At 39.8% G+C, this 25020-nt stretch carries 25 protein-coding genes, 1 pseudogene and 1 riboswitch; of the genes and pseudogenes, 24 read left to right on the top strand and 2 right to left on the bottom strand.

What is annotated here, in order from left to right; translation table 11 throughout:
- Positions 1–287: 287 nt before the first annotated feature.
- The 21 genes from CBG10_RS04770 to CBG10_RS11170 all read left to right on the top strand — a co-directional run bounded on the left by CBG10_RS04770 (position 288) and on the right by CBG10_RS11170 (position 19757).
- Positions 288–974 (top strand): capsid assembly scaffolding protein Gp46 family protein, encoded by a 687-nt coding sequence (locus CBG10_RS04770; protein WP_094511847.1) that lies wholly within the window; start codon positions 288–290, stop codon positions 972–974.
- A gap of 14 nt (positions 975–988) precedes the next feature.
- Positions 989–2065: a phage capsid protein gene (locus tag CBG10_RS04765; RefSeq protein WP_094511845.1), complete on the top strand. Its 1077-nt coding sequence runs from the start codon at positions 989–991 to the stop codon at positions 2063–2065.
- Between the two features lie 12 nt (positions 2066–2077).
- Complete coding sequence (locus CBG10_RS04760) at positions 2078–2443, top strand: phage head-tail connector protein (protein ID WP_094511844.1); 366 nt, start codon at positions 2078–2080, stop codon at positions 2441–2443.
- Positions 2443–2757, top strand: coding sequence for a hypothetical protein (locus CBG10_RS04755; protein ID WP_094511842.1), 315 nt, complete (start codon positions 2443–2445; stop codon positions 2755–2757). Before CBG10_RS04760 ends, CBG10_RS04755 begins: the two co-directional genes overlap by 1 nt.
- Before the next feature lie 106 nt (positions 2758–2863).
- On the top strand, positions 2864–3307 hold the full coding sequence (locus CBG10_RS04750) for a hypothetical protein (RefSeq protein ID WP_225361754.1): 444 nt from the start codon (positions 2864–2866) through the stop codon (positions 3305–3307).
- 8 nt (positions 3308–3315) lie between these two features.
- Positions 3316–3726, top strand: coding sequence for a hypothetical protein (locus CBG10_RS04745; RefSeq protein ID WP_094511838.1), 411 nt, complete (start codon positions 3316–3318; stop codon positions 3724–3726).
- A 2-nt stretch (positions 3727–3728) separates the two neighbouring features.
- Positions 3729–4376: a phage tail protein gene (locus CBG10_RS04740; protein ID WP_094511836.1), complete on the top strand. Its 648-nt coding sequence runs from the start codon at positions 3729–3731 to the stop codon at positions 4374–4376.
- 19 nt (positions 4377–4395) lie between these two features.
- Entirely contained in the window at positions 4396–4941 is a 546-nt protein-coding gene (locus CBG10_RS04735; protein WP_094511835.1) for a tail assembly chaperone, read from the top strand.
- Positions 4942–5018: 77 nt separating this feature from the next.
- Positions 5019–5213, top strand: coding sequence for a hypothetical protein (locus CBG10_RS04730; protein ID WP_225359449.1), 195 nt, complete (start codon positions 5019–5021; stop codon positions 5211–5213).
- Between the two features lie 3 nt (positions 5214–5216).
- On the top strand, positions 5217–8900 hold the full coding sequence (locus CBG10_RS04725; protein ID WP_094511833.1) for a tape measure protein: 3684 nt from the start codon (positions 5217–5219) through the stop codon (positions 8898–8900).
- A gap of 17 nt (positions 8901–8917) precedes the next feature.
- Positions 8918–9850: a distal tail protein Dit gene (locus CBG10_RS04720; RefSeq protein WP_094511831.1), complete on the top strand. Its 933-nt coding sequence runs from the start codon at positions 8918–8920 to the stop codon at positions 9848–9850.
- A complete protein-coding gene (locus tag CBG10_RS04715) occupies positions 9847–12123 on the top strand; it encodes a phage tail protein (protein WP_094511829.1) in 2277 nt (758 codons plus the stop codon). The genes CBG10_RS04720 and CBG10_RS04715 overlap by 4 nt, the downstream gene beginning before the upstream one ends.
- Positions 12113–12469: a hypothetical protein gene (locus CBG10_RS04710; RefSeq protein WP_094511827.1), complete on the top strand. Its 357-nt coding sequence runs from the start codon at positions 12113–12115 to the stop codon at positions 12467–12469. Before CBG10_RS04715 ends, CBG10_RS04710 begins: the two co-directional genes overlap by 11 nt.
- Positions 12466–12837, top strand: coding sequence for a hypothetical protein (locus CBG10_RS04705; RefSeq protein ID WP_094511826.1), 372 nt, complete (start codon positions 12466–12468; stop codon positions 12835–12837). The genes CBG10_RS04710 and CBG10_RS04705 overlap by 4 nt, the downstream gene beginning before the upstream one ends.
- An 88-nt stretch (positions 12838–12925) precedes the next feature.
- Positions 12926–15406 carry a BppU family phage baseplate upper protein gene (locus CBG10_RS04700; RefSeq protein WP_094511824.1) on the top strand — a complete coding sequence of 827 codons (2481 nt, stop codon included), beginning with the start codon at positions 12926–12928 and terminating at the stop codon, positions 15404–15406.
- A gap of 100 nt (positions 15407–15506) precedes the next feature.
- Positions 15507–15932 carry a phage holin family protein gene (locus CBG10_RS04695; protein ID WP_094511822.1) on the top strand — a complete coding sequence of 142 codons (426 nt, stop codon included), beginning with the start codon at positions 15507–15509 and terminating at the stop codon, positions 15930–15932.
- On the top strand, positions 15907–16356 hold the full coding sequence (locus CBG10_RS04690) for a phage holin, LLH family (protein WP_094511820.1): 450 nt from the start codon (positions 15907–15909) through the stop codon (positions 16354–16356). The genes CBG10_RS04695 and CBG10_RS04690 overlap by 26 nt, the downstream gene beginning before the upstream one ends.
- A 2-nt stretch (positions 16357–16358) precedes the next feature.
- Positions 16359–17759, top strand: a complete 1401-nt coding sequence (locus CBG10_RS11450) for a GH25 family lysozyme (RefSeq protein ID WP_225361495.1) — start codon at positions 16359–16361, stop codon at positions 17757–17759.
- A gap of 17 nt (positions 17760–17776) precedes the next feature.
- Entirely contained in the window at positions 17777–18415 is a 639-nt protein-coding gene (locus tag CBG10_RS04680; RefSeq protein WP_094511818.1) for a hypothetical protein, read from the top strand.
- On the top strand, positions 18415–19014 hold the full coding sequence (locus CBG10_RS11700; protein ID WP_094511816.1) for a collagen-like domain-containing protein: 600 nt from the start codon (positions 18415–18417) through the stop codon (positions 19012–19014). Before CBG10_RS04680 ends, CBG10_RS11700 begins: the two co-directional genes overlap by 1 nt.
- Before the next feature lie 11 nt (positions 19015–19025).
- On the top strand, positions 19026–19757 hold the full coding sequence (locus tag CBG10_RS11170; RefSeq protein WP_094511814.1) for a collagen-like protein: 732 nt from the start codon (positions 19026–19028) through the stop codon (positions 19755–19757).
- A 276-nt stretch (positions 19758–20033) separates the two neighbouring features.
- Here the strand turns inward: CBG10_RS11170 and thiM are convergent, their stop codons facing one another.
- Positions 20034–20843, bottom strand: coding sequence for a hydroxyethylthiazole kinase (thiM, locus tag CBG10_RS04665; protein WP_094511812.1), 810 nt, complete (start codon positions 20841–20843; stop codon positions 20034–20036).
- A gap of 57 nt (positions 20844–20900) precedes the next feature.
- A riboswitch (TPP riboswitch) is annotated at positions 20901–21006 on the bottom strand.
- Between the two features lie 115 nt (positions 21007–21121).
- Here thiM and CBG10_RS04660 point away from each other — a divergent pair.
- Together CBG10_RS04660 and CBG10_RS04655 are read left to right on the top strand one after the other, a co-directional pair.
- Entirely contained in the window at positions 21122–21427 is a 306-nt protein-coding gene (locus tag CBG10_RS04660; protein WP_094511810.1) for a hypothetical protein, read from the top strand.
- Complete coding sequence (locus CBG10_RS04655; protein WP_094511808.1) at positions 21428–23314, top strand: DUF6933 domain-containing protein; 1887 nt, start codon at positions 21428–21430, stop codon at positions 23312–23314.
- 170 nt (positions 23315–23484) lie between these two features.
- On the opposite strand, the gene CBG10_RS04650 is transcribed toward CBG10_RS04655, so the two are convergent.
- Positions 23485–24150 carry a Crp/Fnr family transcriptional regulator gene (locus CBG10_RS04650; protein WP_094511806.1) on the bottom strand — a complete coding sequence of 222 codons (666 nt, stop codon included), beginning with the start codon at positions 24148–24150 and terminating at the stop codon, positions 23485–23487.
- 605 nt (positions 24151–24755) lie between these two features.
- On the opposite strand from CBG10_RS04650, the pseudogene CBG10_RS04645 reads away from it, so the two are divergent.
- Positions 24756–25020: pseudogene (locus CBG10_RS04645) on the top strand (IS30 family transposase); the annotation flags it as partial.

The raw sequence follows: 25020 nt of genomic DNA, 5'->3' as shown, positions 1-25020 counted from the left end.
TGGAATGATAAAATAGTGGTGCCCATTAAGGTCCTTCTTTCTAATGGAATGTTGTGGTAACACCATTAAAGACCTTGATGGGTTTTTCTGTCCACTTAAATGTTCAACTTAAATTTTACAATCTGCCAAAACCAAATATTAAGGACGATTTATAAAAGCGACTATTCAATTAGATAGCCGTTTTTATTATGCCTTCAAACGTGTTGACAGGCGTTAAAGAGCGGACGGGTTCCCTCGACGGAGGTTAAACGGAATAAGCCGACGGGCGTAAAACGGAGGTATTGATAATGGAAAACGAAAATGAAGTTCAAACTCAACAGCCTGTACAAGAACAGGATAATCGGCCAACTCAAAACGAGGGGCAAGGCGAAAAGCCTAAAGTAGAGTTCACACCTGAACAGCAAGAAGCTATTAACTCTTTGATTGCGGAAAAAGTTGCAAAAGAAAAGGCTAAGTCTGATGCAAAAATACAGGCAAATAGCCAAAAGGCTGAGCAGGAAAAGCAAGATGCTATTAATAAGGCGATTGCACGTACCAAAATGTCCGCTGAAGAACGGACCAAAGCGGAGCAAAAAGACCGTGAAGATGCTGTCAAGAAGAAAGAGCAAGACTTAGACCGTCAATTGCGGGAAGTAAAAACTAAGTCAACGCTGATTGATAAAGGTATTACTACTGATCTGCTACCACTCGTTATGGGTGCTGATGAGGAGGAAACGTCACAACGTTTAGGTTTATTAGATCAATACGTTCAAAAGAAGGTACAGGAAGCCACTGAAAAGCTTATGCGAGGTAAGCAAAATCCAACTAATGGAAACGGTGGCTCTAATGTTTCACTTAGTGATAATCCTTGGTCTGCACAATCATTCAATATCACTAAACAACAAGAAATTTTTAATCAAGATCCAGAAAAAGCCCGGCAAATGATTGCACAAGCGCAACCAAAGCAGGGCTTTTATGTTGGAAAAATAAATTAAGGAGTGAATAGTAAATGGCTGATATTCAAAAAGCTACACAATTAGCAAATATGCAAATTCCTGAAGGTTGGGCGGCATATCAAGCTCAACAATCCGTAGAACAGGATCAATTCTTTCTATCAGGTGTAATTCAAGCGGTGCCTAGTATCGCTTCTGCTTTTACAGGTGGTGGTAAGCTGGTTAACATTCCAATGTTCAAGCCTCTTGAAGACGTAGCCCCACAAAACATTGATGATACTAAAGACATTACGCTTAATACTATTGGTACTCAATTAGCACAAGCCCGGCTTTACGGATTCTTACAAGCCTGGAGTGCTACTGATCTTTCTGGTGAATTATCTGGAACTGATCCACTTGGTAACATTGGTACTTCTGTTAAAACTTATTGGCGTCATATTAACGAAAAGATTCTTTTAGGTACTATGAATGGTGTTTATGCTTCAGATAGTATGAAAGATAAGAATCAATTTAACGCTGCTGACAATCGGCGAAGCGATAACACGTTCTCACTTAAAAATTTTAATGAAGCACGTTTCCAATTAGGTGATCGTTACCGTGACCTTGCTACTGTTGTAGTTCACTCAAACATCTTGAAAGAATTGCAAAATGCTAATATCACTGATCCAAAGACTGGTAACACCATTTTAATTAACGGAAATCAATTACCAACTCAAATTTCAGCCCCAAATCCTGGCGATTCTATTAAGGGTGTACGAGTAATTGTTGATGACACAATGCCTGTTAAGGATGGTGTATACACTAGCTACTTGTTTGCTTCTGGTGCGTTTGGCTGGTCTGAATTACCAACACCACGTGCTGCTGAAACAGGTCGTGACGCATTACGTTTCCAAGGTGTTGATTACCTTATTAGTCGTCGTCGCTTTGTATTAGCTCCACAAGGTATGAGCTGGAATGAATCAGCATTCGCAGCAGATAATCCAAATAAGCCATTCCCTGGCATGGAAGACTTAGCAAATGGTAAATACTGGAACCGAGTATTTGATCCTAAGATTATGCCTTACGTTAAGTTCACAACCACTGATGAGGCTATTAAACAGGCTGCTACACCAAACCCAACGCCTACTAAGTAATGAGGTGATTAAATGGCTGAATTAGACGCAACGAACGATATTCAGCGTATGCAAACTTTATTAGGAATCGATTTAGACGATGCTGACAAAGGACGCGTTGAAGCTTATATCGTGCAGGCTAAGCAAGCCATTATGGTTTATATCCGCAAGTATCTTGACGACAATAATTTCCCTACTGAGTTAAATTACTTAGTCGATCAGTTAACGTTAACAAAGTACAACAAGTTTCATAACGAGGGTATGAATAGCATTTCAGAAGAAGGGCTATCAATGACCTTTAACTCTAATGACTTAAAAGACTATTTACCTGACATTGAAGCTTGGATTGATTCAACTGGTAAGGGTGATTTAACTGGAAATGCAATCGGGTGGTTCTAATGCGATACGATCAGACGGTTTATTTGATTACTGAGACAGCCAACGATGGTGATGACCTCAATTTTGAGGGCAATACAACCGTCAAAAAGGTAAAAGCTAACATTAAGCGAACGAACCTAACACTAGGTAATGGTGAAATGTACGACACTACTATCGTTCGAGTATTTGGCGAATGTGAAGCGGATAAAATTGGTTTTGCTGATTATGACCAGAACAGTGGTAGAGGTGCCAGGAAGATTCAAAAAGTCGGACGGCACTTCAATCGTACTGATTTCTACATCGTCAACAGTGAGGTGATCTTCAATGCCAAATGATAGCTACGAGAACTTACCACGTGTTAATTTTTCTGTCAATACTAGCGATTTTGAGCGTGCAAGAGCAGTCGCCCAAAACTTAGCAAGACTGAGAATGCCTGAGGCGATGGACGAGTTTAATCGTGAATATGCTAGGGCAAAGGCGGCTAGTAAAATCTTTATTCGCAATGCGGCTGCTGAAGAAGTAGACGAAGCACAAAAAATTGAAAGCCAAAAGGTAGGTCATAGTAAAAGCGGTTATGTACCTACTGGGACGCTTCAAGGCAGTATCACGCCCCAATTTAGCGAAGATGGTATGAAAGTTAGTGTCGTACCTCTCGCAACTGCTGAGGACGCTGAAAAAGCCCGTAAGCAGATCAGCCAAGGGGTGAAGAAAATACGCAAAGTTAATAAGCCCTCAAAGAATGAAGACGCTTATTACTATGGTACTGCGGTGGAATTTGGCAAAGGGAGAAATCCTAAAGAGCCATTCATGAAACCAAGTGGCGAAAAGGTAGCCGCTCACCTTGAAAAGAAGTTTGAAGATACAATGCGACAAGCATTAGAGTAGGAGGCAATATGGGACCAGAAGCAGACCTAATTGTGCAGGTTAAAAAGGCTCTTCATCAGGTAAGAGCCCCCGTTTATTATGACGGGCAAAAACACAATGCTGAATATCCACAAGTGATTATTGATTTAAGCAATATTCAAAATGAACCTCGCTCCTATAAGGGGATGGAGGAAACTAAACTTACCATTTCTGTGGATGTTTACAGCAAAATAGATAGACTTGATATACTGCTAGATATTAGCAATCAAGTCAGAAACATTATGCAACAAGTACGATGCGCACACTGGAGATCAGAATTTGACGATTACAGCGTGCGTATTTTAGTTGATGAGTCATACCAAGGAGAGTCGCTTAAAAGAGCGGCTTTTTTGTTTGACTTTATTACTTACGGAATAGCAATCAAGAAAGGAAATGATTAAAAATGGCAGGATTTACAGCGAGTGACGCTAATATCGATCCGAATTCTATGAGCTTGGCGGACAAGATTGTCTACGGATGTATGTTCGAGTGGGATAAGCCAGAAGACAAAATTCACCTTTTAGGGCTTCAAGCTGCTACTTCAACTACTGATAACTTGGCAACAAGCGCAGTTAACTTAAAAGGTGGATCATTACACGCTCCAGGGGCTACAACTGAAACCTTTGTTGTTGATAGCTATTGGCGCAAGAGTGATAACTACATTCAACGCAGTTTGCGGCGTTGTGTTCATGAAAAAGTACGTTTAGGGATTTTTCGTTTTGACTTTAATCGAATGAGGAAAGACCCTAAAGATCCAACTAAATTTATTGTTCCCGGCTTATTTGGAAAGGCCTATCCAAACGGGGTGCCACAAACAGAAGCGGTTAATAACTTGCTTCACTCAAACATCACTTACAACATTGATGGTGAAACACAAGAAGGTGTAACCAATCAAGATGAAATGGAACCAGCACTTTATCAGATTGGATTAAAGCTCTACACATACGCTCATAATACTGATATGGGTGGCACTATGGACCCAATCGCTGATCCAATGGACGTTTATTCGCAAAACAACGGTAGTTCAACAACACCAGCACAACCTAAGTAATTTCAGGAGGAATTAAATCATGCAAGCATTAACAGTTCAAGTAAACCCACAAGCACAACCCGCAGTATTCACTCCAAAGCTAAACTATGGCTTTTATTTACAAACACGAGACGATAAATCATTAGCAAAGAACGGTCAAGACGGCTTCTCAGCATTAGTCAATGGCTTACTTGATGAGAACGTTGATATGATTATCGCTGCTTACCATCATTCCTTTGCATGGTACAATCGTTCTCAACCATCAGCGACAGCCGTTGAAGAAGCACTTGAAACAGCGATGTTTAATGACGAAAAGGCGACTGATGCAGCTTTTGATGACATTCTTAAGTCATTACAAGCTAATGATTTTTTAGCCCGGAAGTTGAACGAATTTATCAAGAACAACGACAAGCTAACAGCTACTATGAAGAAGCATATCGAGACCATGACGGACGAAGACAAGAAAGATCAAATGGAAATCGGTATGACCCAAATCGACGATTCAACAACAAAGCTTCAACAGTTGATGACCCCACAAGAATCATCGCCGAAGCAAGACGAATTGGACTCACACCCACTGAACTAAAAGAATTAACACCGAAGGAGTTTAAAGCAGTCCAGCGAGGCTACCAACTCCATTTAGCAGATCAAAGAGACCAGACTTTGTTTGCTAAGCAGGTGCCACAGCAGACTGTCCCACTCGAATTAAAAGAGTCTGTCCCTGATATGATTAAGAAGTTAGCGGATAGAAACCAAGCTATCGCAGACTCAATAGCAGAAGGACGAGACGAACAGCCTGAGAAACCTAAAAATACGCTTGCTAGTCAAATACTGATGAAGATGTTAGGAGGTGGATAGTATATGAGCAGTCCCGTAGTTGAAAAAGAGTTTCTCTGGAAATTCCGTGATGAAATTACACAAGGTGTCGCTAAAGCCCGTCAAGCTATGCAAGAAGCAGTTTCCACCGCTAAAGAAGCAGGTATGAAAGTATCTGATACTGGCGAAGATTGGAAAAAGATGGGTAACGATGCCGAAAACTCTGCTCGTAAAGCCTCCCAAGCGGTTAAAGAATCAGCAAATACTTCTCGTGAAAGTATTGAGAAAGTTAGGATGCTAACAGAAAAGCTTAATGACGCAGTTGACCGGATTCCAACATCTAAATCTTTCAACTTAAAAGCAAAGTTTGATGATAATAAGCTAAAAACATTCTCACGAAAGATACATGATGTACCTGAACAGAAATCGGTTTGGTTGAGAATAAAAGATGGCTTTTCGGGATCACTTAAAAATGTACGGAATCAAACTGATCAAGCTAAGAAGTCATTTTCAAATCTTCATGATGTAATGGCTGGAACATTTATTGGTAATGCGGTGCTTAGTGGTATTTATGCTATCGGTAACGGACTAAAAGGTCTAATTGCTACTGGGTATCAGTACACACGCCAGCAACAGACAATGATTGCCAGTTGGAATACGTTGACTGGGTCTGCTTCTAAAGGGCAAGAAATGGTCGACATGACTAATAAACTTGCTATTTCAGCGCAGAACTCGACTGAAATGGTCAATGATTTAAACCAAAAATTCTATGCTGTTACAAATAGTGCTGGCAAAACTAAAGACCTTTCGCAGGCTGTTTTGACGTTACAGGATGCTTTTAATCAAAGCGATGCGTCTATTGAGAACTTTTCGACTCAATGGGCGCAAATGGTTGGTAATGGCAAAGCAAGTGCACAAGACATGCTGTCAATTCAGAATGTGTTTCCAAAGTTCCGGCAAGAATTATTAGCTTATGAGCGTGATGCAACTCACAACAAGAATCTTACTATGCAACAACTGAATGACATGATGAGCGCTGGTAAGATTAGTTCTAAGGCGATGAATGATGTCCTTATTGGCATGGGAAACAAATACCAAGATGCTACTAAGAACTTTACTAATACGCTTGATGGTATGGGACGGATTATCAAAACAACCGCTCCTCGTCTACTCGGTGCATTAGTTGAGCCGTTTACAAAAGCCCAAAATCCGATTTATAAATCATTGTCTGGCTGGGTATCAGATCCTCATACGTTAAAAGAATTCCAAAATGCTGGTAAGAATATCGCTAATGTTTTTAATGGCGCAATTACGGGTATATCTCGGTTCTTAAACAGCATGAGTGGAATAAACCGCATATTAGGCGGCGTTATCAAGGCACTAGGAAGCGGCGTTTGGTTAGGTTTTAAGGCAACACTACAAATAATTGCCGAAGCATTTAAACTGATTGGAAAAACTGTTAATGCAGTTGTTAATCCGCTAGGAAAAGCTACTAAAGGGATTAAAGGAATAGGCGCTCTTGCTGCTCCAATTAAAGCTGTTGGTATCGCTATGGGTGTAGTTGCTGGAGTAGCAACTACATACAAGACTGCGTTACTAGCTTATAAAGGAGCACTTCTAGCCGTTTCTGGAGCCGCAAAAGTTCTTGAAGCTGCACAAATGGCACTTAATGTTGTTATGAACTTAAATCCATTTGGAATTGCCATAATAACAATTACTGCATTAGTAGCTGGATTTGTATTAGCTTATAAGAAAATCAAGCCGTTCAGAGACATTGTTAATAAAACCGGTGAAGCGATAAAGAAGCTTTTTACTGGTAAATATGATTGGGAGCAGTCATTTGGCAAGGGCTTATCTAAACTAGGCAAGAGCTTCCAAAAATTTGCGAAGCAAGTACCAAAATTCTTTAAGGGTGTCGGTAAAGCAATTATTAAAACAATTGTTATTGGCTTGGCACTACCAGTTGGAATTGGTATTACCCTAATGAAACCATTGATAAAGCCATTGCAAAACAGTACCAAATCTTTAATTAAGACCGTACAAAAGCAATGGCAAAGTTTCTCAAAGTGGCTTGGCAAATTGTTTGATCCTGTTGCTAAGTTATGGAATCGTGTTTGGAACGGTTGGGCACGCATTTTCAGCACCGTTTGGAAGTCGTTGAAAAAGACTGCTTCCAGCGGAATGAAGGCGATCGAAAGATTGATAAGTCCCGCTGTTAAGGCTATTGAAAAGGTGTGGGTTACTAGTTGGAATGCAATTGCTAGTTTCTTTTCTGGCATTTGGCACACTATTACATCACTAGGTGGAAATGGTATGCGCATGCTACATAGCGCCATTGCAGGTCCGCTGAATACAATTAGTAGCATTTGGCATTCTGTTTGGAATAGCATTTCAAGTTTCTTTAGGGGAATTTGGAACGGTATTAAACAAGCTGCTCAAGACGGCATGAATGGCGTTATTAACGTTATTAACGCTGGTATCGGTGGAATTAATAAGGTTTGGAGCTTCTTCACTGGTCATGGTACAGGGCTTAATAAGCTCGGCCATGTTCACTTTGCACAGGGTGGAACTGTTCATCGGCACTTGTCTGTGATCAATGATGGCGATGGCCCTGATTGGAAAGAATTAGTCCAAACGCCTGATGGCAACTTGTTCATGTCACAAGAGCGTAATTGGACTGGTTTCTTGCCGGAAGGTACCCGTGTGTATAGTGGTGCCGAAACACGACAGATCATGAATGCTGTAGGCGTTTCACGTTATGCTACTGGTGGTATTGTCGGCGCTCAGCACTTTGCTGATGGTGGCATTATCGGTGAAGGTATCGACTGGGCTAAAGGTTCGCTTGAAAATCTAGGCAGTTGGCTGGGCAATAAACTAGACGCCATTATGGATTTCTTAGATGATCCATTGAAGGCTACTAAAGGATTACTAGAGAAAGCAACTAGCGGATTATACAAGGGACTAGGTAATTTTGCCGACGTTGCTCATGGTGCAATGGATAAGCTTACACAACCTATTTCTGATTGGTTTAAGAAAAATCTTGAGCCAATCTTAGATAAGCTCGAAGAGTCTAATCCGGGTGGCGCTGGGGTAGCTCGATGGGAGCCATTTATTAAACGTGCCGCTAAGATGGAAGGCATTGCTTTAACACCTACTATGTTGCATAAGATGCTTACTCAAATTAATACTGAATCCGGCGGTAATCCAGGCGCAATCGGAGGCACCGATGGCTTGGCTGATGGTCATGCAACTGGTTTGCTTCAATTTAAACCTCGTACATTTAGAAGCTGGATTTGGCATGGTCACGGTAATATTATGAACGGATTTGATCAAATTCTTGCCGCTTTTAACGCCTTACAGCATGGTGGTGAAGGTGGTTGGGAATCATTCGGTATTCCAGGTCGTGGTTGGGCTACTGGTGGAGAAATTACCTCTCAAATGTTTGGCTGGGTTGGTGACAATCCGGAACACCATGAGTTTGTGTTAAATCCTTATGCGATATCTGCTGAACCATTGCTTGACAAAGCTTTTGAAGCTACTGCGCAGGCTCAACCGGCTAACTCATCAACTGGCAACGGTAATTCTAAGCTGGATCAGATGATTGATCTTCTTGGAAAAGTATTAGTTGCTATTGAAAGTCAAGATACCAACATTTATATGGACGGTGAAAATGTAACTGATTATGTAAGTAAACGACAAGGCAAAACGTGGAGATTGCGCAAAAACTAGAAAGGAGTATAAGCAGTTTGTTACAAGTATTTTCAACAAGAACTGATAAGCCACATGCTTACAGTTACGGTGACATTCGGAGTCCGGTGTTCACCCCTTATGAATTTTCTATTAGTCCAGACGGTAAAAACTGGACGAGTTGTTTTGACGTTCCAGCGCTTGAAAGTGTCTATTGCACTGTTCCACCTGACGTTCAACCGGCTACTCGGACAAATAACTTGCGTAAAGTTGGATTACAAGATGGTTCACGGTTGCTGTCAACTACTTACGACACTCGCGACTTTACAATGTCGATGATGTATTCGGGTGTTAGTGAAACTGATGCAATGCTTGAATATGATGCACTACAACAGTTTCTAATTAGTCGTGAAGCTTATTGGATCTGCTTTTCTAACTGGCCTCATCGCATGTACTATGTTGTCGCTAAGATGGATAAGCCCACGTATAGCAACGAAAAGAACTGGACTTGCAACGTTATTTTTACTGACTTATACGGATTAAGCCGATCGATCGGTACTTCCCAAGATTACCCAGATGATGTTTGGGGAGTCAGTAACGATATGCCGGAAGGAGTAGATCCACAATATACGTTCACTACTAACACTTTTAGCGTGTATAACTTAGGGAATGTGTTAATTGACCCTGACCGGCGCGGACACCCCTTAAAAATAATCCTTGACGGTCATTCAGATGGCAATTTGAAGATTACCAATAAAACAACTGGTGATGCGATCACTCGTGCTGGGATGGAGATAAACGGCAAATCGGCCAATTCTTCTTTCGATGGTCAATTTGTTATTGATGGAGTTCGTGAAATCCTTAATGGTAAATCCGATACCATGAACTGCACTCCCGATACGCTCACTCTTCAAATTGGCAAAAACGATTTTCAAATCGATAACTTTAAAGGCACGATCAAATTTGATTTTCCAATGTGGTGGTTCTCATGATACGTGATCAAGTTGTATTAACGAATGGATTGGATAATTTTTCTAATACGCAAGGAGAAGCAGTTGACTATAGCGACTTACACGACTCATTCAAAGTAAATTATCAGTTGAGCTCTGCTTACGAAATCTCGCTTACATTAACCTATACAGACCAATTTGCGGAGGCTTATAAGCTGGCAAAGATGAAGCGATACGTTGAATACGCTTATGACGATGGGACTCGTCAATTCTTTGCAATTCAGCAAATGGAAGAGGGTGTTGATGAGACTGGTCAACCAACATTACAAATAACAGCTACTCATGCACTAATTGATTTGATGAAGAATATCCGAATAGACCCCAAACAGCCAACAGAAGATAGTCCAGATGTTAGCGGTTCGGGATCTGATAGTTCTAGCGATTCAAGCGATGATAATAAGGACAACCAACAGCCAGGTACAACCGTGACTGTTAAACAGACTGATGTTCAGCAAACATATAGCCTTGAAGAACAACTCCATAAATTCATTGACAATAACGATCAAGGAGTAAAACTTGCTATCTATGGAACCTTCCCAAAGATGGCAAACGAAGCAACAGGATCATTATACGAATGGCTAGGCTCTAATCTTGCTTCATATGGGGCGTTTTGGTACCCAGATGGCTATACATTACGGGTATATGACTTACCCTCAATTCAGCACCGTAGCGATGAGACTTTCCGCTACTTAAATAACATGACGAAAGTTGATTTACAAAGCGATGGCAACGAGTTGGTCAACGATTGCTGGGTTTATGGAGGTAAGGTTCAGAAAGACATTACTACTGTTACGGCAACTGGTGGGGTCAGCAATGGTGTCACGACTGCTGTTAATGGGGACTGGTCACAAGCTGCTAAAAATGCTGCTAACGTGATGGATGTTTCAATGAACGATCAACAGTTAGGCGTGCTTTTGGCACAGATTAAGCTTGAATCTGGTGGTGACGAGAAAATTCTCGGTGGTACTGATGGCTTGAGTGATGGTCGGGCAACTGGTTTGCTTCAATTTAAGCCAGGTACTTTTAACTATTACTGTCGTCCTCCTTATACCAATATTTTAAGTGGGTTTGATCAGCTAATTGCTTTCTTCAATATTCCCAATTGTTTTGGACAAATTACCGGTCGGCATGGTTGGTCTCCGTCTGGTGCACCCCTTAGCAAAGCTACCATTCAAGCTAAGCCGGCAACTGATAATAGTTGGGGCTGGCCTTTTCCTGGTACTGGTGAAGGTTCATTCTCAAGTGGTCAATTGTTTGGAGTACAGCCTGGTGGTGGTTTCCGTCAAAACGGTTTTCATGATGGCCTTGATTTCGGTTCAGTTGATCATCCGGGTTCAGAAGTGCATGCGGTTCATGGTGGTACCGTTACTTCTATTTCATGGGGTGGCAATGAAATCTTGTGGTACGTAGTTATTACGGACAGCACCGGTTTGAACTGTGAGTATCAAGAAGCGTTCCTTAATCGTAATAATGTGTCTGTTAGCGTCGGTCAACAGATCAAAACTGGTGATGTAATTGGCGTTAGAACCAACAATCACCTTCACTTAGGCATCACAAGAGCAGCAATTCCAGGCGCTTTTAGTAAGGCATTTACCAACGACGGCACTTGGTTAGATCCATTGCAAATTATTAAGAATGGTGGTGCTTCAAGTGGCGACACTAGTGATAGTGGCGATAGTGGAACTACTTCTAGTACCACATCAGAAACCTACTACTCGCTGTATTACCATTACGTTGACAAAGATAGTCAAAAACGCTATGGAGTGCATGTAGGAGCGCCGATCGTTCAAGACAGTATCTATGATATGGATACGTTAAAAGCGTTTGTTGCTAACACGGTTAAACATGAACCGGACACGACTTTTACTACAACAATGGACGATTGGCACACAGTTGCACTTGGTTATCAAATTAGGGTATATGCTCCCGAAATGAATATTAAATCATGGGAGACCTTAGTTGGTTATAGCGGTAATCCGTTTAATGAGACGCAAGCACCAGAGCTCACGTATAGGAACACAGGGCTTGAATTGAAGAGCTTTGTTGACGCATTAGCACAGGACTTACAAAAGATAAATCGAAATAACAGTCTTCCAGAGAGAGGTGTTTCGATTGGAACCAAACGGGAAGACCATTTTGCTAATCCGAACAATCAAAAAGAAACAGGGCTAACAGCTCCAAAGTATAGTCAAATTCAAATGAACCGTTTAGCTCAATTTATGCAAGGAAAGGATGTGACGTTAGATGGCAGATGATAAGACGACTGAAAGCAAGGATGACAAGCGACCGCCTTTGCAAGCAGTTGCTCCAGATAACAAGACACCACAATTTGATCAATCCTTGATATTAAAAAGGATGATTGATCCGGTGAGCGGATTTTATTGTCTTGCTTGTACTCCAGATAATGGTGTCACATGGCTTCCGCAGTTTACAACGATGGGTAAGGTCTATAGAAAAGAGGACGCCGAAAATTTCGTTCCAATTTTGCAAGAATGGCCAATTGAAAAGCTTAAATTTAAGTCGCCTGATGGGACGGCTTTTTATTTATCCGTCAGCAACGACGGGCAACCCGTATTCACGAAAGTAGGTGATAGTCAATGAGTTTAGAGTTACCTCATAAGAAGGATTTGACAACAAACGCTAAATTACCAGGTCAGCTAACTGAAAACTTTGAAGCAATCGAAGCTGATGATGCACGCGACGACAAAAAACTTGCTGATGAAGTTATTTTACGAAAAAAGGGGGATGATGATTTAAGTAAACGTTGTTTCGATTTAGAAGAGAGCCGAGTTACGTACAAAAAACTGAAAGAAGTTGATTCTTATTGGCGAGATCGTCTAAAGAGAGTTGCTCTTGGAACTGATGAAGAAACGATTGAAATTGTTCTTCGCAAGATTTTAGTTGATGAAGGAATTATTAAATCAGACGTAAATTCACCTAGATCAGTCACCAGAACCAATTCAAATTAAATACACTAAAACAAATTCAGGTATTGATCTGACTGTTGATAGGCTGGATGTTCGGGACATGATTTTTATAAAATAGGAGGTAAAAATATTGGCAGAAGTATTACACTACGTAATCGGCAAAGACTACAGGCCTTTGACAATGCTGGAAGCCAAAACCGCAAACCGCTCAGATATTGACTATGGTAATAATCCTAATTGGATCCAAACACGGCAATATGAAGACAGTTTGCGTCAAGTATTTGTCGATATTGTTCATGAAGACGGTTCAGCTTATGATTTGACGGGCTGTAATGTAATGTTCTCTGGATTAATGCCGGATGGCACACATCGAGTATTGGATAACAGTCATGCAGTCTTCTACGCTGACCCAACGACAGGAAAGTTTCGCTTTGATATGCCAGCACCAGCTTTTGCTGTTGCTGGGCAATACAAGCAAGCATTTTTCCGTATCTTCAAAGGATACAAGAACGTCGCAACGCTGGAATTTAAGTTTGAAGTTTTAGCTGATCAAGTTATCGAAGGATTGGTTCCGGCTGATTATATTTCACCTTTAACTGATTTTTTGAAAACTATCAACGAAAAAGAAGATAATTTCATTAAAAATCTTAATAAAAAAGAATCTGATGCTGAAGCATCGTTGCAAAAAGCCGTTAACGATTTCACCGGTAAAATTCAAGACTTAATGCAGAAACTAAATGCGTCTGCAACAGCAACCGATGCAGAATTCAAGACTTTACAAATAGCGTTTGATAATTTGCAACAAGAAATTAAGAACGAAGATTTTGTTAAGCGTCAAGATTTTAACCAACTTAAAGATAAACTGACTAATGAAGTTAAAGAGATGGCTGATTTAGCAAAGAATAAGGCTTATTTGACAGTTGCTGATATGAAGAAAGATAAATCACTTAAAAATGGTGATGTGGTTCGAACACTTGGTTATTATGGCTATAACGACGGTGACGGAGCAGTTTACCAAATTAAGGATAGTCATCCTGAGGATTATCATATTCGACTAGATAATGGCTTAGATGCTGAACAAATCAATTACAAAGATAATAACTATTATGATGAAATTGGTTATAGTATTGCTCGTGATCATCCTAATCATACGACCTGTTACACAGTAACAATTCCTAAAAATGATTGGCACGGGAATCTAATTATGCCTGAAATGAATTATCATCAAGAGTGGTTGTCACCTAATGAATGGGCACGTAAGTACCACACAACGGTAACACTTAACGGAGATGCCTCAATTCGAATTGGACCTGGTGAAACTTATATGAATGGGAATATTATTTCTGGTGGTAAAATAATTCACCAAGCTGATGCTTCCAAACAATATCCAAGCCGTATGAAGAGCTTAGCAATTATGAGTGATCGTTCAATTCGTGAGTATCAAGCTGGTACATCAGCAGAGCAGATGCTTAAAGACGGTGCACAGGTAGCTTTTACCGTTTATTATCCGCTAGTAAAAAATGGACAAAAGTCAGGTTATGCTAACTCTGATAATGATCAAACTGATAATTTACGTGCTGGTGGACGAGTTACTGAACACTATCCATCATTAGGCTTAGGTGAAAAGCCGGATGGTACTTGGATCGTTATTGGCTGTGATGGTCGAAGCATGGTCGATGATGGTTTAACTGCTGATCAATTTGCTCAGAAGTTTATTGATGCCGGTTGTGTGAACGCTTGGCGTATGGATGGTGGTGGATCGACTTCCATCAACATTCGTGAGTCAAAGATTAATAAGAATATGGATGACAATGGTGCTGCTGATCGTAAGCTTCAATTCACTTTCGATATCCGTAAGCCAACGGCAGCAGATAACGCTAACTCATTAGCAATGAGTAAAATTGGCGAAGAAAAAATGAACCTCTACAGTTCGATTATGTATGATCTAAAAACATTTTATGAAAGTGATACAGCTATCTATGGCTACGCTAAAATCAATAATGAAGATGAATTAAATAATTTTCTTAATGGTATTAAGGATCGACTTAATGAATCGCAATATGTTAACGGAGCTAAGTTAACTGGTATCTTAACCATTAAGTATTGGCGATCAAGTGTTGCTGCTGCAACGGGTGTTGATGTACCTGGTGATTTTGCTTATGTCTTCACTTGTACTGGTGGTCATCACAATCATGGTAAAATTGTCTTGACTTCACTAACAGATCCACGTATCACTTGTTGGAAACAGTATCGTAAAGACCAAGACCCTAACTGGTCACAATGGATGAGTGACGGTAGAACTATCACAATTAATGCCAATGCAACAAGTGAAGTTCAAGATCTGCATGTAACTCAAAACGGCGGTACCGTTCAAGTTGATTGTAAAGTAAATACTAACTCTAATACTTGGAAAGACTATATCACGGGCCTTCCACTACCGGGATTTGATAATCAAAGGTTTATTATTTATGGAAATGATCAAACTAAGATTGGCTTTGCAACTATTAGTAGAGGTGGAAAACTTACCATTCGTGCTGATACCAACGATAGTTATGCAATACACTACACATATTTGACTAACACCGGTAAAGATTTTACAGTAAATTACTAGCATTGCTTGTCGCCACAGAAATACACAATACATAAATAAGCCTCACTCAATCGAGCGGGGCTTTTATTATGGGCGGCTTTATATGGGAGGAATAGCACCGATGCACTTATTAGCGGTGGCACTAGTGCCACCATACCATCAATTATATTTCCAACATTTTCAAGGAATGAAAGATAATCAAATAATTTGGCTGTTTGTTTGGGTAGTCATCATTGATATTGTAACAGGCTTTGCAAAAAGCGTTATTACTCATCACACAACTTCAAGTAAAGGAACAGCGGGATTGATTAAGCACGGGATTCTATTGTTAGTTACATTAACACTCTATCCAATGCTTGAATTAAACGGAATGAAAAATGCAGCTGATACATTTGTGGGCTTCTATATTATGTTTTATGCTGTCTCAATTATCGAAAACTGGGGGCAAATGGGATTGCCAGTGCCCGAATGGTTAAAGAAGTATATCTATAAGTTAAGTGATCAATACAAGGAGGAACAACATGAAAACACTAAACGACATCGTTAACTGGATTCTTCAATCAGGGCTACTTGTGTGGCTCTTTTATTTTGGTTTTAGCGTAGGCAAACCTTTCATCGAAAGCAAAATTAAGCACGCTAAAACGGCCCAGCAAAAAGAAGCGTGGGCATTACTTGAACAAGTAGCCATGACAGCAGTTAATGCCCGTGTAGGTAAGCCAATGACAGGTCAAGAGAAGTTTGTTGCCGCTTCAACTGCTGTGCAAGCATATCTTGAAAACAAGGGGATCAACATTGATATGAAGCAGGTACAAGCAGCAGTTCAATCAGCTTATGAGAAATCACCACTTACACCAACAATCACACCTGATGCACAACCGACAACCGGTGTCGTAGTAAGCCAGACAAACGATGAGCCTGTGATGGAAGCAATCAAATCCGCAAAAAATCGTGTAAACGTTGAGGGGGAATAGTGATGAGCTTATATACAGTAGACGTGTATAGTGGTAGCTCTGACAGCATCATCCGCGACTCACATGCTCAAGGAGTGATTGTAAAGGCTACACAAGGTACCGGATACGTAAATCCTAAGTGTAATCACCAGTGGAATTTAGCCGGTCAACTTGGCAAAAAGCGTGGCCTTTATCATTACGCCGGTGGTGGCAATCCTGTTAGTGAAGCACAGTACTTTATTAATAACATTAAGAACTACGTTGGGCAGGCAATCTTAATCCTTGACTGGGAGAGTAACCAAAACGCTAGCTGGGGAAGCACTATTTGGGCACGACAGTTTGTCGATGAAGTGCACCGGCTTACCGGTGTATGGCCTTTACTCTATGTTCAAGAAAGTGCATTAGGTCAGGTCGCCAACTGCGCTAAGGACTGCGGGCTCTGGGTAGCTAAGTATGCTTCAATGAACTGGCATTCTTGGGTACTTCCTAACATGGCTGTAGGTTCCGGCGCATTTCAAGCTATTACTGGATGGCAATTTACCGGTGACGATGTGGACCGATCAATCTTCTATATCGATAGTGACGCATGGGACCGTATGGCTAACCCTAATACTAAACCGGTTCAAATCACCAGCGGTGGAAGTTTAGACGGTGTCAGCTTCAAAGGTAGCAAGTTAACAATCAATGGCTGGGCTGCCTCTGATAAGGCAACTGGTAAGGCATACCGCTATATCATCTTGACAACAAAAGATGGTAAGGAAGTAGCACGTACAAAGGCAAGCGTTGTGATTCGCCCTGATGTGCAGGAGGCTTTCCCTAACATTGCTGGAGCTAACCAGTCCGGCTTTACGGGTACGTTTGACTACACAACGGCAATGGCTGGTCAGAAGCTTAACGTTATCTTTCGGTACACTGATGACCCAGCAGGCAACGGCAACTTTGCCGACTGGTACGGCAAGATTGATCTGACGCAAAGTGCCGCTTGCCTCGATAGTTTAGGAACGGTTGTATACACCGGCAAACTGCGGGCTAGTGGCTGGTTCGCCAGCGATCAGGCAGTAGGGAAGGCAAATCGATTCCTTATCTTGTACGATGTTAATGCTAAGCATGAGCTGCAACGGGTCAAAGTCGATGCGGTAAAGCGTGGTGATGTGCTTAAAGCAAAGCCGTCTATTTACGATGCAGAGGAATCTGGGTTTACTGGAGAGTTCAAGTACGATACTAGCCTAGTTGGGCGCAAGCTACAAATCATTGCTCGTTATTCGGATAATGAGCAAGGCGAGGGGAATCATATTGATTACTGGTTTGATCCGTTTAACGGGCCAGCAATGCCAGTAGTTGATGGCAAAACAGAAACTAGTGTTCTTGTGCATTCATTTAGTGCTGAAAGCAAAGGCGACAAGACACAACTCACATTTAAATAATACGAGGAGGTGTGCATATGGCAGATGATACGATCATTCAAGATTCGCAGTATGAGCTGATGAACAATGTCTTTAAACACGGGGATACGACTGATAAAATCATCATTCACCTCAAAAGTGCTAACAATGTCTTCATTAAACTCAACCCAACTCATACATGGAAAGCACAGATTGCCCAAAGTAACGGATATTATATAGGCACATATCCCGTTATGGCTAATGGCACTAGGCTTGAATTGAATACAGCTTCTGTTGCTGAGCTCGATCCAGGCGATTATACTCTTGAAATTTGGGAAACATATACTGATGAAAATGGAAATAAGCAAAAGCATATCTATCCATCACCAGGGTCAACAATCCCGTTTACCGTGCAACCAAATCTTATGGATAGTGATGGGAATTTTATAAAAAAGATAGGGTTTCAAGACGTAGTTAATAAAGCCGTTGAAAATGCTGGATTGAATTTGATAGTTAAAGTTACACAGGGTAATCCAGATTCAAAAGTAAAAGTTGAACAGCAATATAAAGATGGGAAAAATTTAATAACATTTACTATTCCACGTGGTGAAAAAGGCGAAAAAGGAGATACATGGCAACCTTACATCGCCGAAGATGGTAATTGGCACGTGAAGTTAATTCAAGGAGGTAAAGACTAATGGCTTTAGAAAATGATATTAATTTGGGAATCCCCGCTCGTGGTCCTCAAGGAGTACAAGGTGAAAAGGGAGATAAAGGTGATCCGGGAGTTCAAGGCTTGCAAGGGGTGCAAGGTCCGCAAGGCGAACGTGGATTAACTGGTGAACGTGGGCCACAAGGACCAGCAGGTAAAGCTTTCAATATTAAAAAGACCTTTGGATCTGTTGTGGCAATGGAAGCAAGCAACGGATCCGGCTTTGAAGACGGTGATTTTGCAATGATCGCAAGTGAAGTTGCTGATCCAGATAATTCAAAGATGTATGTCTGGGACGGCAAGACATTTAAATATATTAGTGACCTTTCCGGTGCTCAAGGTATTCAAGGCCCTAAAGGGGATAAAGGAGATACAGGATCGCAAGGCCCACAAGGTTTGACTGGTCCACAAGGAGTACAAGGCATTCAAGGTAAAACTGGAGAAACTGGTGCTACCGGTCCGCAAGGCCCTAAGGGAGAGAAAGGCGATACTGGTCTGCAAGGCGCTACAGGGGCTACAGGAGCAACCTATCAACCATATATCGCTTCTGATGGTAATTGGCACGTTAAACTGGTAAATGCTTAGGAGGTGAGACAATGCTTCCTACTGATATTAACTTAGAAATTCCAGCACGTGGCCCACAAGGCATTCAAGGCCCTAAAGGCGACCCTGGTCCACAAGGGATACAGGGGGCGACAGGTCCAACAGGTCCTAAAGGAAACACAGGTGATAGAGGACCACAGGGAGTTCAAGGAGAGCGTGGACCGCAGGGACCTCAAGGCCCACAAGGGCCAGCAGGGCAAAACGCTAACGATACTACCCACATTCTGCAATCCGGTGACTTTAACAATATAAGAACTAACGGTTATTATGAAACTAACGGTACTTTTGCCAATTCACCATTGCCAGGCGAGTGGGGTGAACTATCTGTAATTACCGGTGAACATTACACCCGCCAAGTCTGGACTAAGGGTGATTCCGGAGAGATGTTTATTCGCTCCAGAAAGTACAATAGTGATAATTGGACTTCGTGGTATAAGATTGGAACGTATGAGACTAGCCCCTATTGGCAAGACTCAACAGTAAGCTATGCGCATGGAGTGGTTGTTAATGGTATATGTGATCTTCGGGTAAAAGTTCGAATTACTAGCAGCTCATGGCATGACTTGTTACATGGATTGCCAGAAGCAGCCGAAAACTTTACATTCTGGTGGAACAGTGAAAATGCCAAAATTGGCAAGTTCTCGATGAATGGGAATGCTCTAGCTTGTCGAGCCGATCAAGAAGATGATTACGATGTTCATCTGACGTATGCAGTTAAGATGTAAATAATTAAGCCCTAGTGGTTGTTGCAGAAAATGTAACGTCCACTAGGGCTTTTTTTGTGCTAGTTGCTAGACTAGCTGATCTATTTGGAGAATGATATAATATATACATAAACGATAAAATTAAAAACGGCATCTCTCGTTTGAGGGGTGCCGTTAAATCATAAAAAGGGGTAAAAAAGGGAAAGAAATTTTGTACAACAAACATCAAAAATAGTTAAAAATGATTAACCGTTTTTAGTTCTACCTATTATATACATCAATTATTTGCAAGAATAATTAAGAATGGTTAACTGGATAACTTTCTGCAAAAAATTCTAGTAATGCTTTCGTGTCCATAATCGAAAGCTGATCAAAAAATTGTACTTGCCACGAACCGAGTCCGACTGAATAACGGTTAGCTAATACTCCAGCAGCAGATACCAAAACTGTCGCAACAATACAAGCATCCCAAGTATTAGTTGTGGTTCCTAAAAATGCAGCGATGATACTAGAAAGCATATCACCACTCCCCACATTCATCGCTAACATCTCAGCAGAAAAGGGATTTTCATAGATAACTTGCCCATCAGTTATTAGGTCGGTTTCACCAGTTAGGACTACAATTGAACGGTAACGCCGGGCACACGTTTCGGCAATTCGAACCTGGTTAGGAACTTTACCAGCGTCAATTCCATGACTAGTATTGTCAGCCTCTACTAAAGCCGCAATTTCACTGGCATTGCCACGAATAACATCAAAATGAAAATCATTTAGCAATGAATGGGCAAACTTTAAGCGGGATGGAACCGCACTTACCGCTACTGGATCTAAAACGAGGGGCTTTAGTGGCGTGGCTGCTCGCAGAACCGTTCTAATTTGTGTTGCCTGATGCTCATTAATTGTTCCGAGATTGATCGAAAGGGCATTTGCTAGCATCACCATTTCATCCGCTTCAGCAGGTTCAACAGACATGATTGGCGACGCTCCGACCGCACTAACGGCATCGGCAACTTTATCAATTGTTACTAAATTGGCCAGGTTAAGAACAATCGGATTTTTAGCACGAACCCGATCGATTAGTGACCAGTCAATTTGACGTTGTACCATAAAATTAGCTCCTTAAATAAAAAATACTCAAGGTAGGAGATACACCTACTTTGAGTATTAAAGTCCGGTGCATTTTCCTACGCAAGCGTTAACTTACAGGTTCTAGAGTCCATGCATCTCTGCATATCTCAGCCCAGCACTATGGGCACCCCTAATGCAATAAATTGTCTATTAATAGTATACCGCAAATTATTCTTTATGAATATCAATAAAGATAATTGGCAAAATGGGGATGATAATTGTAAAATGTAATAAATAAAAAGGTAGGAGAATTTAGAATGGAAGAAGAAATACGTCAAACTACTGATAAAGCTGAAGTTGTCATTATTAATGATGATACTAATCAAAAATTGACATTTAGCAATGGGGGAGTAGACGGCGAATTTGAGGTTATTGTCACAGATAAAAAGCCGGTACCAGAGCTCTTCCAACCTGTTGGCACCTTACCAAATGGAAAGTATACGATTAAAGGAAACTATGCTGGTCAAGACTATCGGGAAATTAAGCTCAATGGTGCTTATGAAGTCTATGGAAATCCAGAAGATGGAAATGTAATGATTACGAAAAGAGATGGGGGAAACTAAGTGTTTATTAACGTCGAAAAGAAAGCGCAAAAGCTATTTAATACTTATCAACAAGCAATGAGCGAAGAGGCTGTGGCAGGAGCATTAGCTAATCCGCTTTTTTCATGGCATGCTACTTACTACACCGCTAAACGCAAAAAGAACATGATTTTCTTAAATGATGCTACTACCATGGCAATTATCTTATTTGATGTAAATGCTAAAAATAAACAGACAATTAAAGAGCGCTTTGAGAAACAACTAGCAATAATTTGGCAAGAATTGGGGTTGTCTGCCGAATCATTGGCAGATTACTTAGCCATAGGTAGGGATTGGCAAATCAGTAAAGCGATTCACCCTTTGCAAATAAAAACTATAACTAAGTTTTACAAGAATGTTATAAAGCCACAAGCTAAAACCATAGTCAGTGAAATAGACTTAGCAAAAGCATTGGTTAAGAAGGTACAACGAAAAGGCAGAATTTATGTTGGTGAAGACGAAACAGTTAAGATAATCGAAATGGCTCAACCTTTTAACATTAAACACGTAAATTTTGAAGAATTATATTTAAAAGAAATTACTAATAAGTTAAGAAGATTAAGTCAGTTAGATGGAGAAGACCTTACTGCCGATGAGGTGGATAATGTAATCCAACAAATCCAAGATGCAAATAATCAACTCTTAGACCTTTTCCTTGTTGATGCCAAGAGTAATTATAGTGCTAAAACTGTTCGCCGCTATCGAGATAACTTGCGATTTTATCTTAATGAATGGGCTGCCTATCGTTTGAGCACCATTTTCAATATTTATGTTCATAGTAGTGTTGATGAATTAGAATTTCACGGAGTAGAAAAAACAGAACGAACAAATATTAAGGCTTCCTTGAAGAAACTGGCAAAGTACTTAAAAGATAAAAATATTATTAGTGATAATGAGTACGATGACATTCTCGTATATACGCAAAAAGACCCGGTCGACCTTGATGAAGGTGAAGATCAAGCGATCGAGGATTTCCTCGCTTCATTATTTAGTGAATCAGAGAAGCTGCCAGTAGTATTTGATTCACAAACTGATAAAATGCTTGATGAATATCTTAAATCATTTGTTGCTTTGTATGGTCTTATTTCTGCACAACAAGCTTACCAAATTATTCATTCCCAAAATCCATCAATTGATAAAGAGCGCTTCGATCAATACATTCAAAATAAATTTGACGAAATGACGATGGAATACTGTATCATTGATTTTAGAGAAGCATTTCAGAATGTTGATATTGCTCCTGAAATTTTCATCTTTAGTCCACTTCTTATTAAAGATGGAGATAGACTGCCTTCGTTTTATAAACATCAACAGGGCCTTCCATACTATATTCCAGAAAAAGAAGTCTTAATTGATAATAACTTTAATCCATTTGCCAATATCAGTAACTATCAGCAAGACTTGGAAGAGTTGCTTGCTAACCAATATGGATTATCTGGAGACGACCTTAAAGGTGCTGCTTTCCTATCCCTTTACCAATTGAAAATGAGTGATTATGAGCTCGAATTATCAAGCGTAAATAAGGCTATCACTAAGGTCATTGTATTCTTAAACGAGGAGCATGGCCTTAGTGTAAAGCAGGATAAAGCTAATGAACCATTGATTAAACTTTTAGTATTAATTGCGACAAATATTCGACGCCCATGGAACCGGGGATGGACTAATTATGAAATGTTAAGGACTAAAGACATTGCTGAATTGATTTCTGAAATGGAAATTAATTTGGATGATCCCAAACTGTCAAGTGAGATTATCGGTGGAATCAAAGCGGGAAGTATTAACCGTGATGAGTTACTAAACTTCCTTGAAAGTAGTAATTTACCGCCAAAAGTGATTTCAAAGCTGTATAAGCAAGTAGAAGAATTATAAAAAAGATGGCGACGCGAGAAAATTTTCTCAGTGGTCGCCATCTTTTTGCTTATGAAGAGTTTAAAGTCAATTGAATGACAAGAATTCTTCAAAATTCATTCTATTTCAATGTCAAATTTAGTTAATATCAGGATATAAATAGCTATTAAATTATGTTATCCGCATAAAACTTACTTAAATTCCTCCCAAAAAGCTGGCTTTATAATAATTTTTCTGTGATGTCGTTCTATCCAGCCTTTTGTTTCAAAATCCTTAAAACAACGGGAGAGACTTTCAGCACTAGTACCTAAATAACTTGCAAGGTCTTTTAGTGACATTGGGAGGGTAATAGGATTTTCTTCTTCATTATAAGTATCATTATAAAGATCTTCTAAATAGGCTACTAATCTGGCATCAATACGATAAAAAGATAGTAATTGCGCTTGCCTTTCTAATTCAACTGATTTTTTAGCGTTTAATTTTAAAAGATTTTGTCCAACTTGATAGTCTATTTTTAGTAATTTGTGAAAATCTGCTTTATAAAGAATGTATACTTCAGTCTTGGTTAGAGCAGTCCCATAAACTGATGTATTTTCCAAATCAAACAAATAATTTTCTCCACCATAATCTCCAGCGCCGATAATGCGGATAATATGTTCTTTTCCATCTTTATTCAACTTATAAACTTTCAGTTGGCCTAAAACAACAATAATTAGCTCATCTTGTGAATTCGGTGAAAAAATAAGATCTCCTTTATTAAAAGTTTTGTGATGTAGTAAACTTTTAAGATACTCCTTACCCTCATTAGATAAATCATTAAATAGTGGGACACGATGTATATAATCTTTATTTTTCATAGCTATTATTCCTTTATTAAAATTCCAAAAGTTGATGTTCATCATTTTTTGAATTTATTAATGAATTATAATTATCGCAGGAAATAAAATTGCATGTTTCAAACAGCTATGTATAGCAATTATGCGATAATAGAGTGAAAAAAGCAATGAAAAATTAAAAAATAATTAAGAGGGGTTGATAAATATTTACTAAGTATTTTTATTAGAAAACCTACGGGTAAAATGAATTGAGATAGGCTTTTTGATATCACTTATTCATTAGAGAATGCTATAAAATAATCAATTTAATTAAAATGTTAACTCCATTCTTAAATGACAATACTTTTACCCCAAAAATAAATTTAGAGTATTTGAATACAGTTCATATACTCCTTCGACCGTACTAAATAACTTGTAATATGCGTATAAAATAATTGTTAGTCTTAATATATAAAGTAGTTTATGATTAATAGCGCTAAATTAACAAAAATTACTTTCGGTAAGGTTACATTCTAAATTGATTTTTATTTATAGTTGACGTCGTTTGTAAAATTAAGTTAGAAAAAATAAAAAGCCATTTGTGATAGACTTTTGAATATCCCTAATCAAAAGAAAGGCAATCACAAATGACCTATAAACATCTTACCACACGTGAATTAACTCTCATAGCTGATTTTTGGTATCAAGGTATTAAAGCTTATCGGGCTGCTAAATTACTTCAGCGTAGTCAAGAAACCATCTATCGTGTTTATCGTTTCCTCAACGACGGTAAAACCATCGACCAATATCTTCAGACTTATCAGCGACATAAGCGTCGTTGTGGTCGGAAGCAGACCCAACTGCCAACTATCGAAGTTAACTATATCCATGCGCAAATCAAGGCAGGTTGGA

Origin of the sequence: Limosilactobacillus reuteri (genome assembly GCF_002254085.1) — a bacterium.
Classification (GTDB): domain Bacteria; phylum Bacillota; class Bacilli; order Lactobacillales; family Lactobacillaceae; genus Limosilactobacillus; species Limosilactobacillus reuteri_K.
The sequence above is the reverse complement of the archived record's forward strand: the minus strand, read 5'-3'. Positions and strand labels throughout refer to the sequence as shown.

Coding starts and splice junctions, on each gene's coding strand:
- CBG10_RS04705 (WP_094511826.1), top strand. CDS start 12,466: ATGAGTTTAGAGTTACCTCATAAGAAGGATTTGACAACAAACGCTAAA.
- CBG10_RS04760 (WP_094511844.1), top strand. CDS start 2,078: ATGGCTGAATTAGACGCAACGAACGATATTCAGCGTATGCAAACTTTA.
- CBG10_RS04755 (WP_094511842.1), top strand. CDS start 2,443: ATGCGATACGATCAGACGGTTTATTTGATTACTGAGACAGCCAACGAT.
- CBG10_RS04695 (WP_094511822.1), top strand. CDS start 15,507: ATGCACTTATTAGCGGTGGCACTAGTGCCACCATACCATCAATTATAT.
- CBG10_RS04725 (WP_094511833.1), top strand. CDS start 5,217: ATGAGCAGTCCCGTAGTTGAAAAAGAGTTTCTCTGGAAATTCCGTGAT.
- CBG10_RS04680 (WP_094511818.1), top strand. CDS start 17,777: ATGGCAGATGATACGATCATTCAAGATTCGCAGTATGAGCTGATGAAC.
- CBG10_RS04750 (WP_225361754.1), top strand. CDS start 2,864: ATGGACGAGTTTAATCGTGAATATGCTAGGGCAAAGGCGGCTAGTAAA.
- CBG10_RS11450 (WP_225361495.1), top strand. CDS start 16,359: ATGAGCTTATATACAGTAGACGTGTATAGTGGTAGCTCTGACAGCATC.
- CBG10_RS04735 (WP_094511835.1), top strand. CDS start 4,396: ATGCAAGCATTAACAGTTCAAGTAAACCCACAAGCACAACCCGCAGTA.
- CBG10_RS04690 (WP_094511820.1), top strand. CDS start 15,907: ATGAAAACACTAAACGACATCGTTAACTGGATTCTTCAATCAGGGCTA.
- CBG10_RS04710 (WP_094511827.1), top strand. CDS start 12,113: ATGGCAGATGATAAGACGACTGAAAGCAAGGATGACAAGCGACCGCCT.
- CBG10_RS04770 (WP_094511847.1), top strand. CDS start 288: ATGGAAAACGAAAATGAAGTTCAAACTCAACAGCCTGTACAAGAACAG.
- CBG10_RS04765 (WP_094511845.1), top strand. CDS start 989: ATGGCTGATATTCAAAAAGCTACACAATTAGCAAATATGCAAATTCCT.
- thiM (WP_094511812.1), bottom strand. CDS start 20,843: ATGGTACAACGTCAAATTGACTGGTCACTAATCGATCGGGTTCGTGCT.
- CBG10_RS11700 (WP_094511816.1), top strand. CDS start 18,415: ATGGCTTTAGAAAATGATATTAATTTGGGAATCCCCGCTCGTGGTCCT.
- CBG10_RS04660 (WP_094511810.1), top strand. CDS start 21,122: ATGGAAGAAGAAATACGTCAAACTACTGATAAAGCTGAAGTTGTCATT.
- CBG10_RS11170 (WP_094511814.1), top strand. CDS start 19,026: ATGCTTCCTACTGATATTAACTTAGAAATTCCAGCACGTGGCCCACAA.
- CBG10_RS04650 (WP_094511806.1), bottom strand. CDS start 24,150: ATGAAAAATAAAGATTATATACATCGTGTCCCACTATTTAATGATTTA.
- CBG10_RS04715 (WP_094511829.1), top strand. CDS start 9,847: ATGATACGTGATCAAGTTGTATTAACGAATGGATTGGATAATTTTTCT.
- CBG10_RS04740 (WP_094511836.1), top strand. CDS start 3,729: ATGGCAGGATTTACAGCGAGTGACGCTAATATCGATCCGAATTCTATG.
- CBG10_RS04745 (WP_094511838.1), top strand. CDS start 3,316: ATGGGACCAGAAGCAGACCTAATTGTGCAGGTTAAAAAGGCTCTTCAT.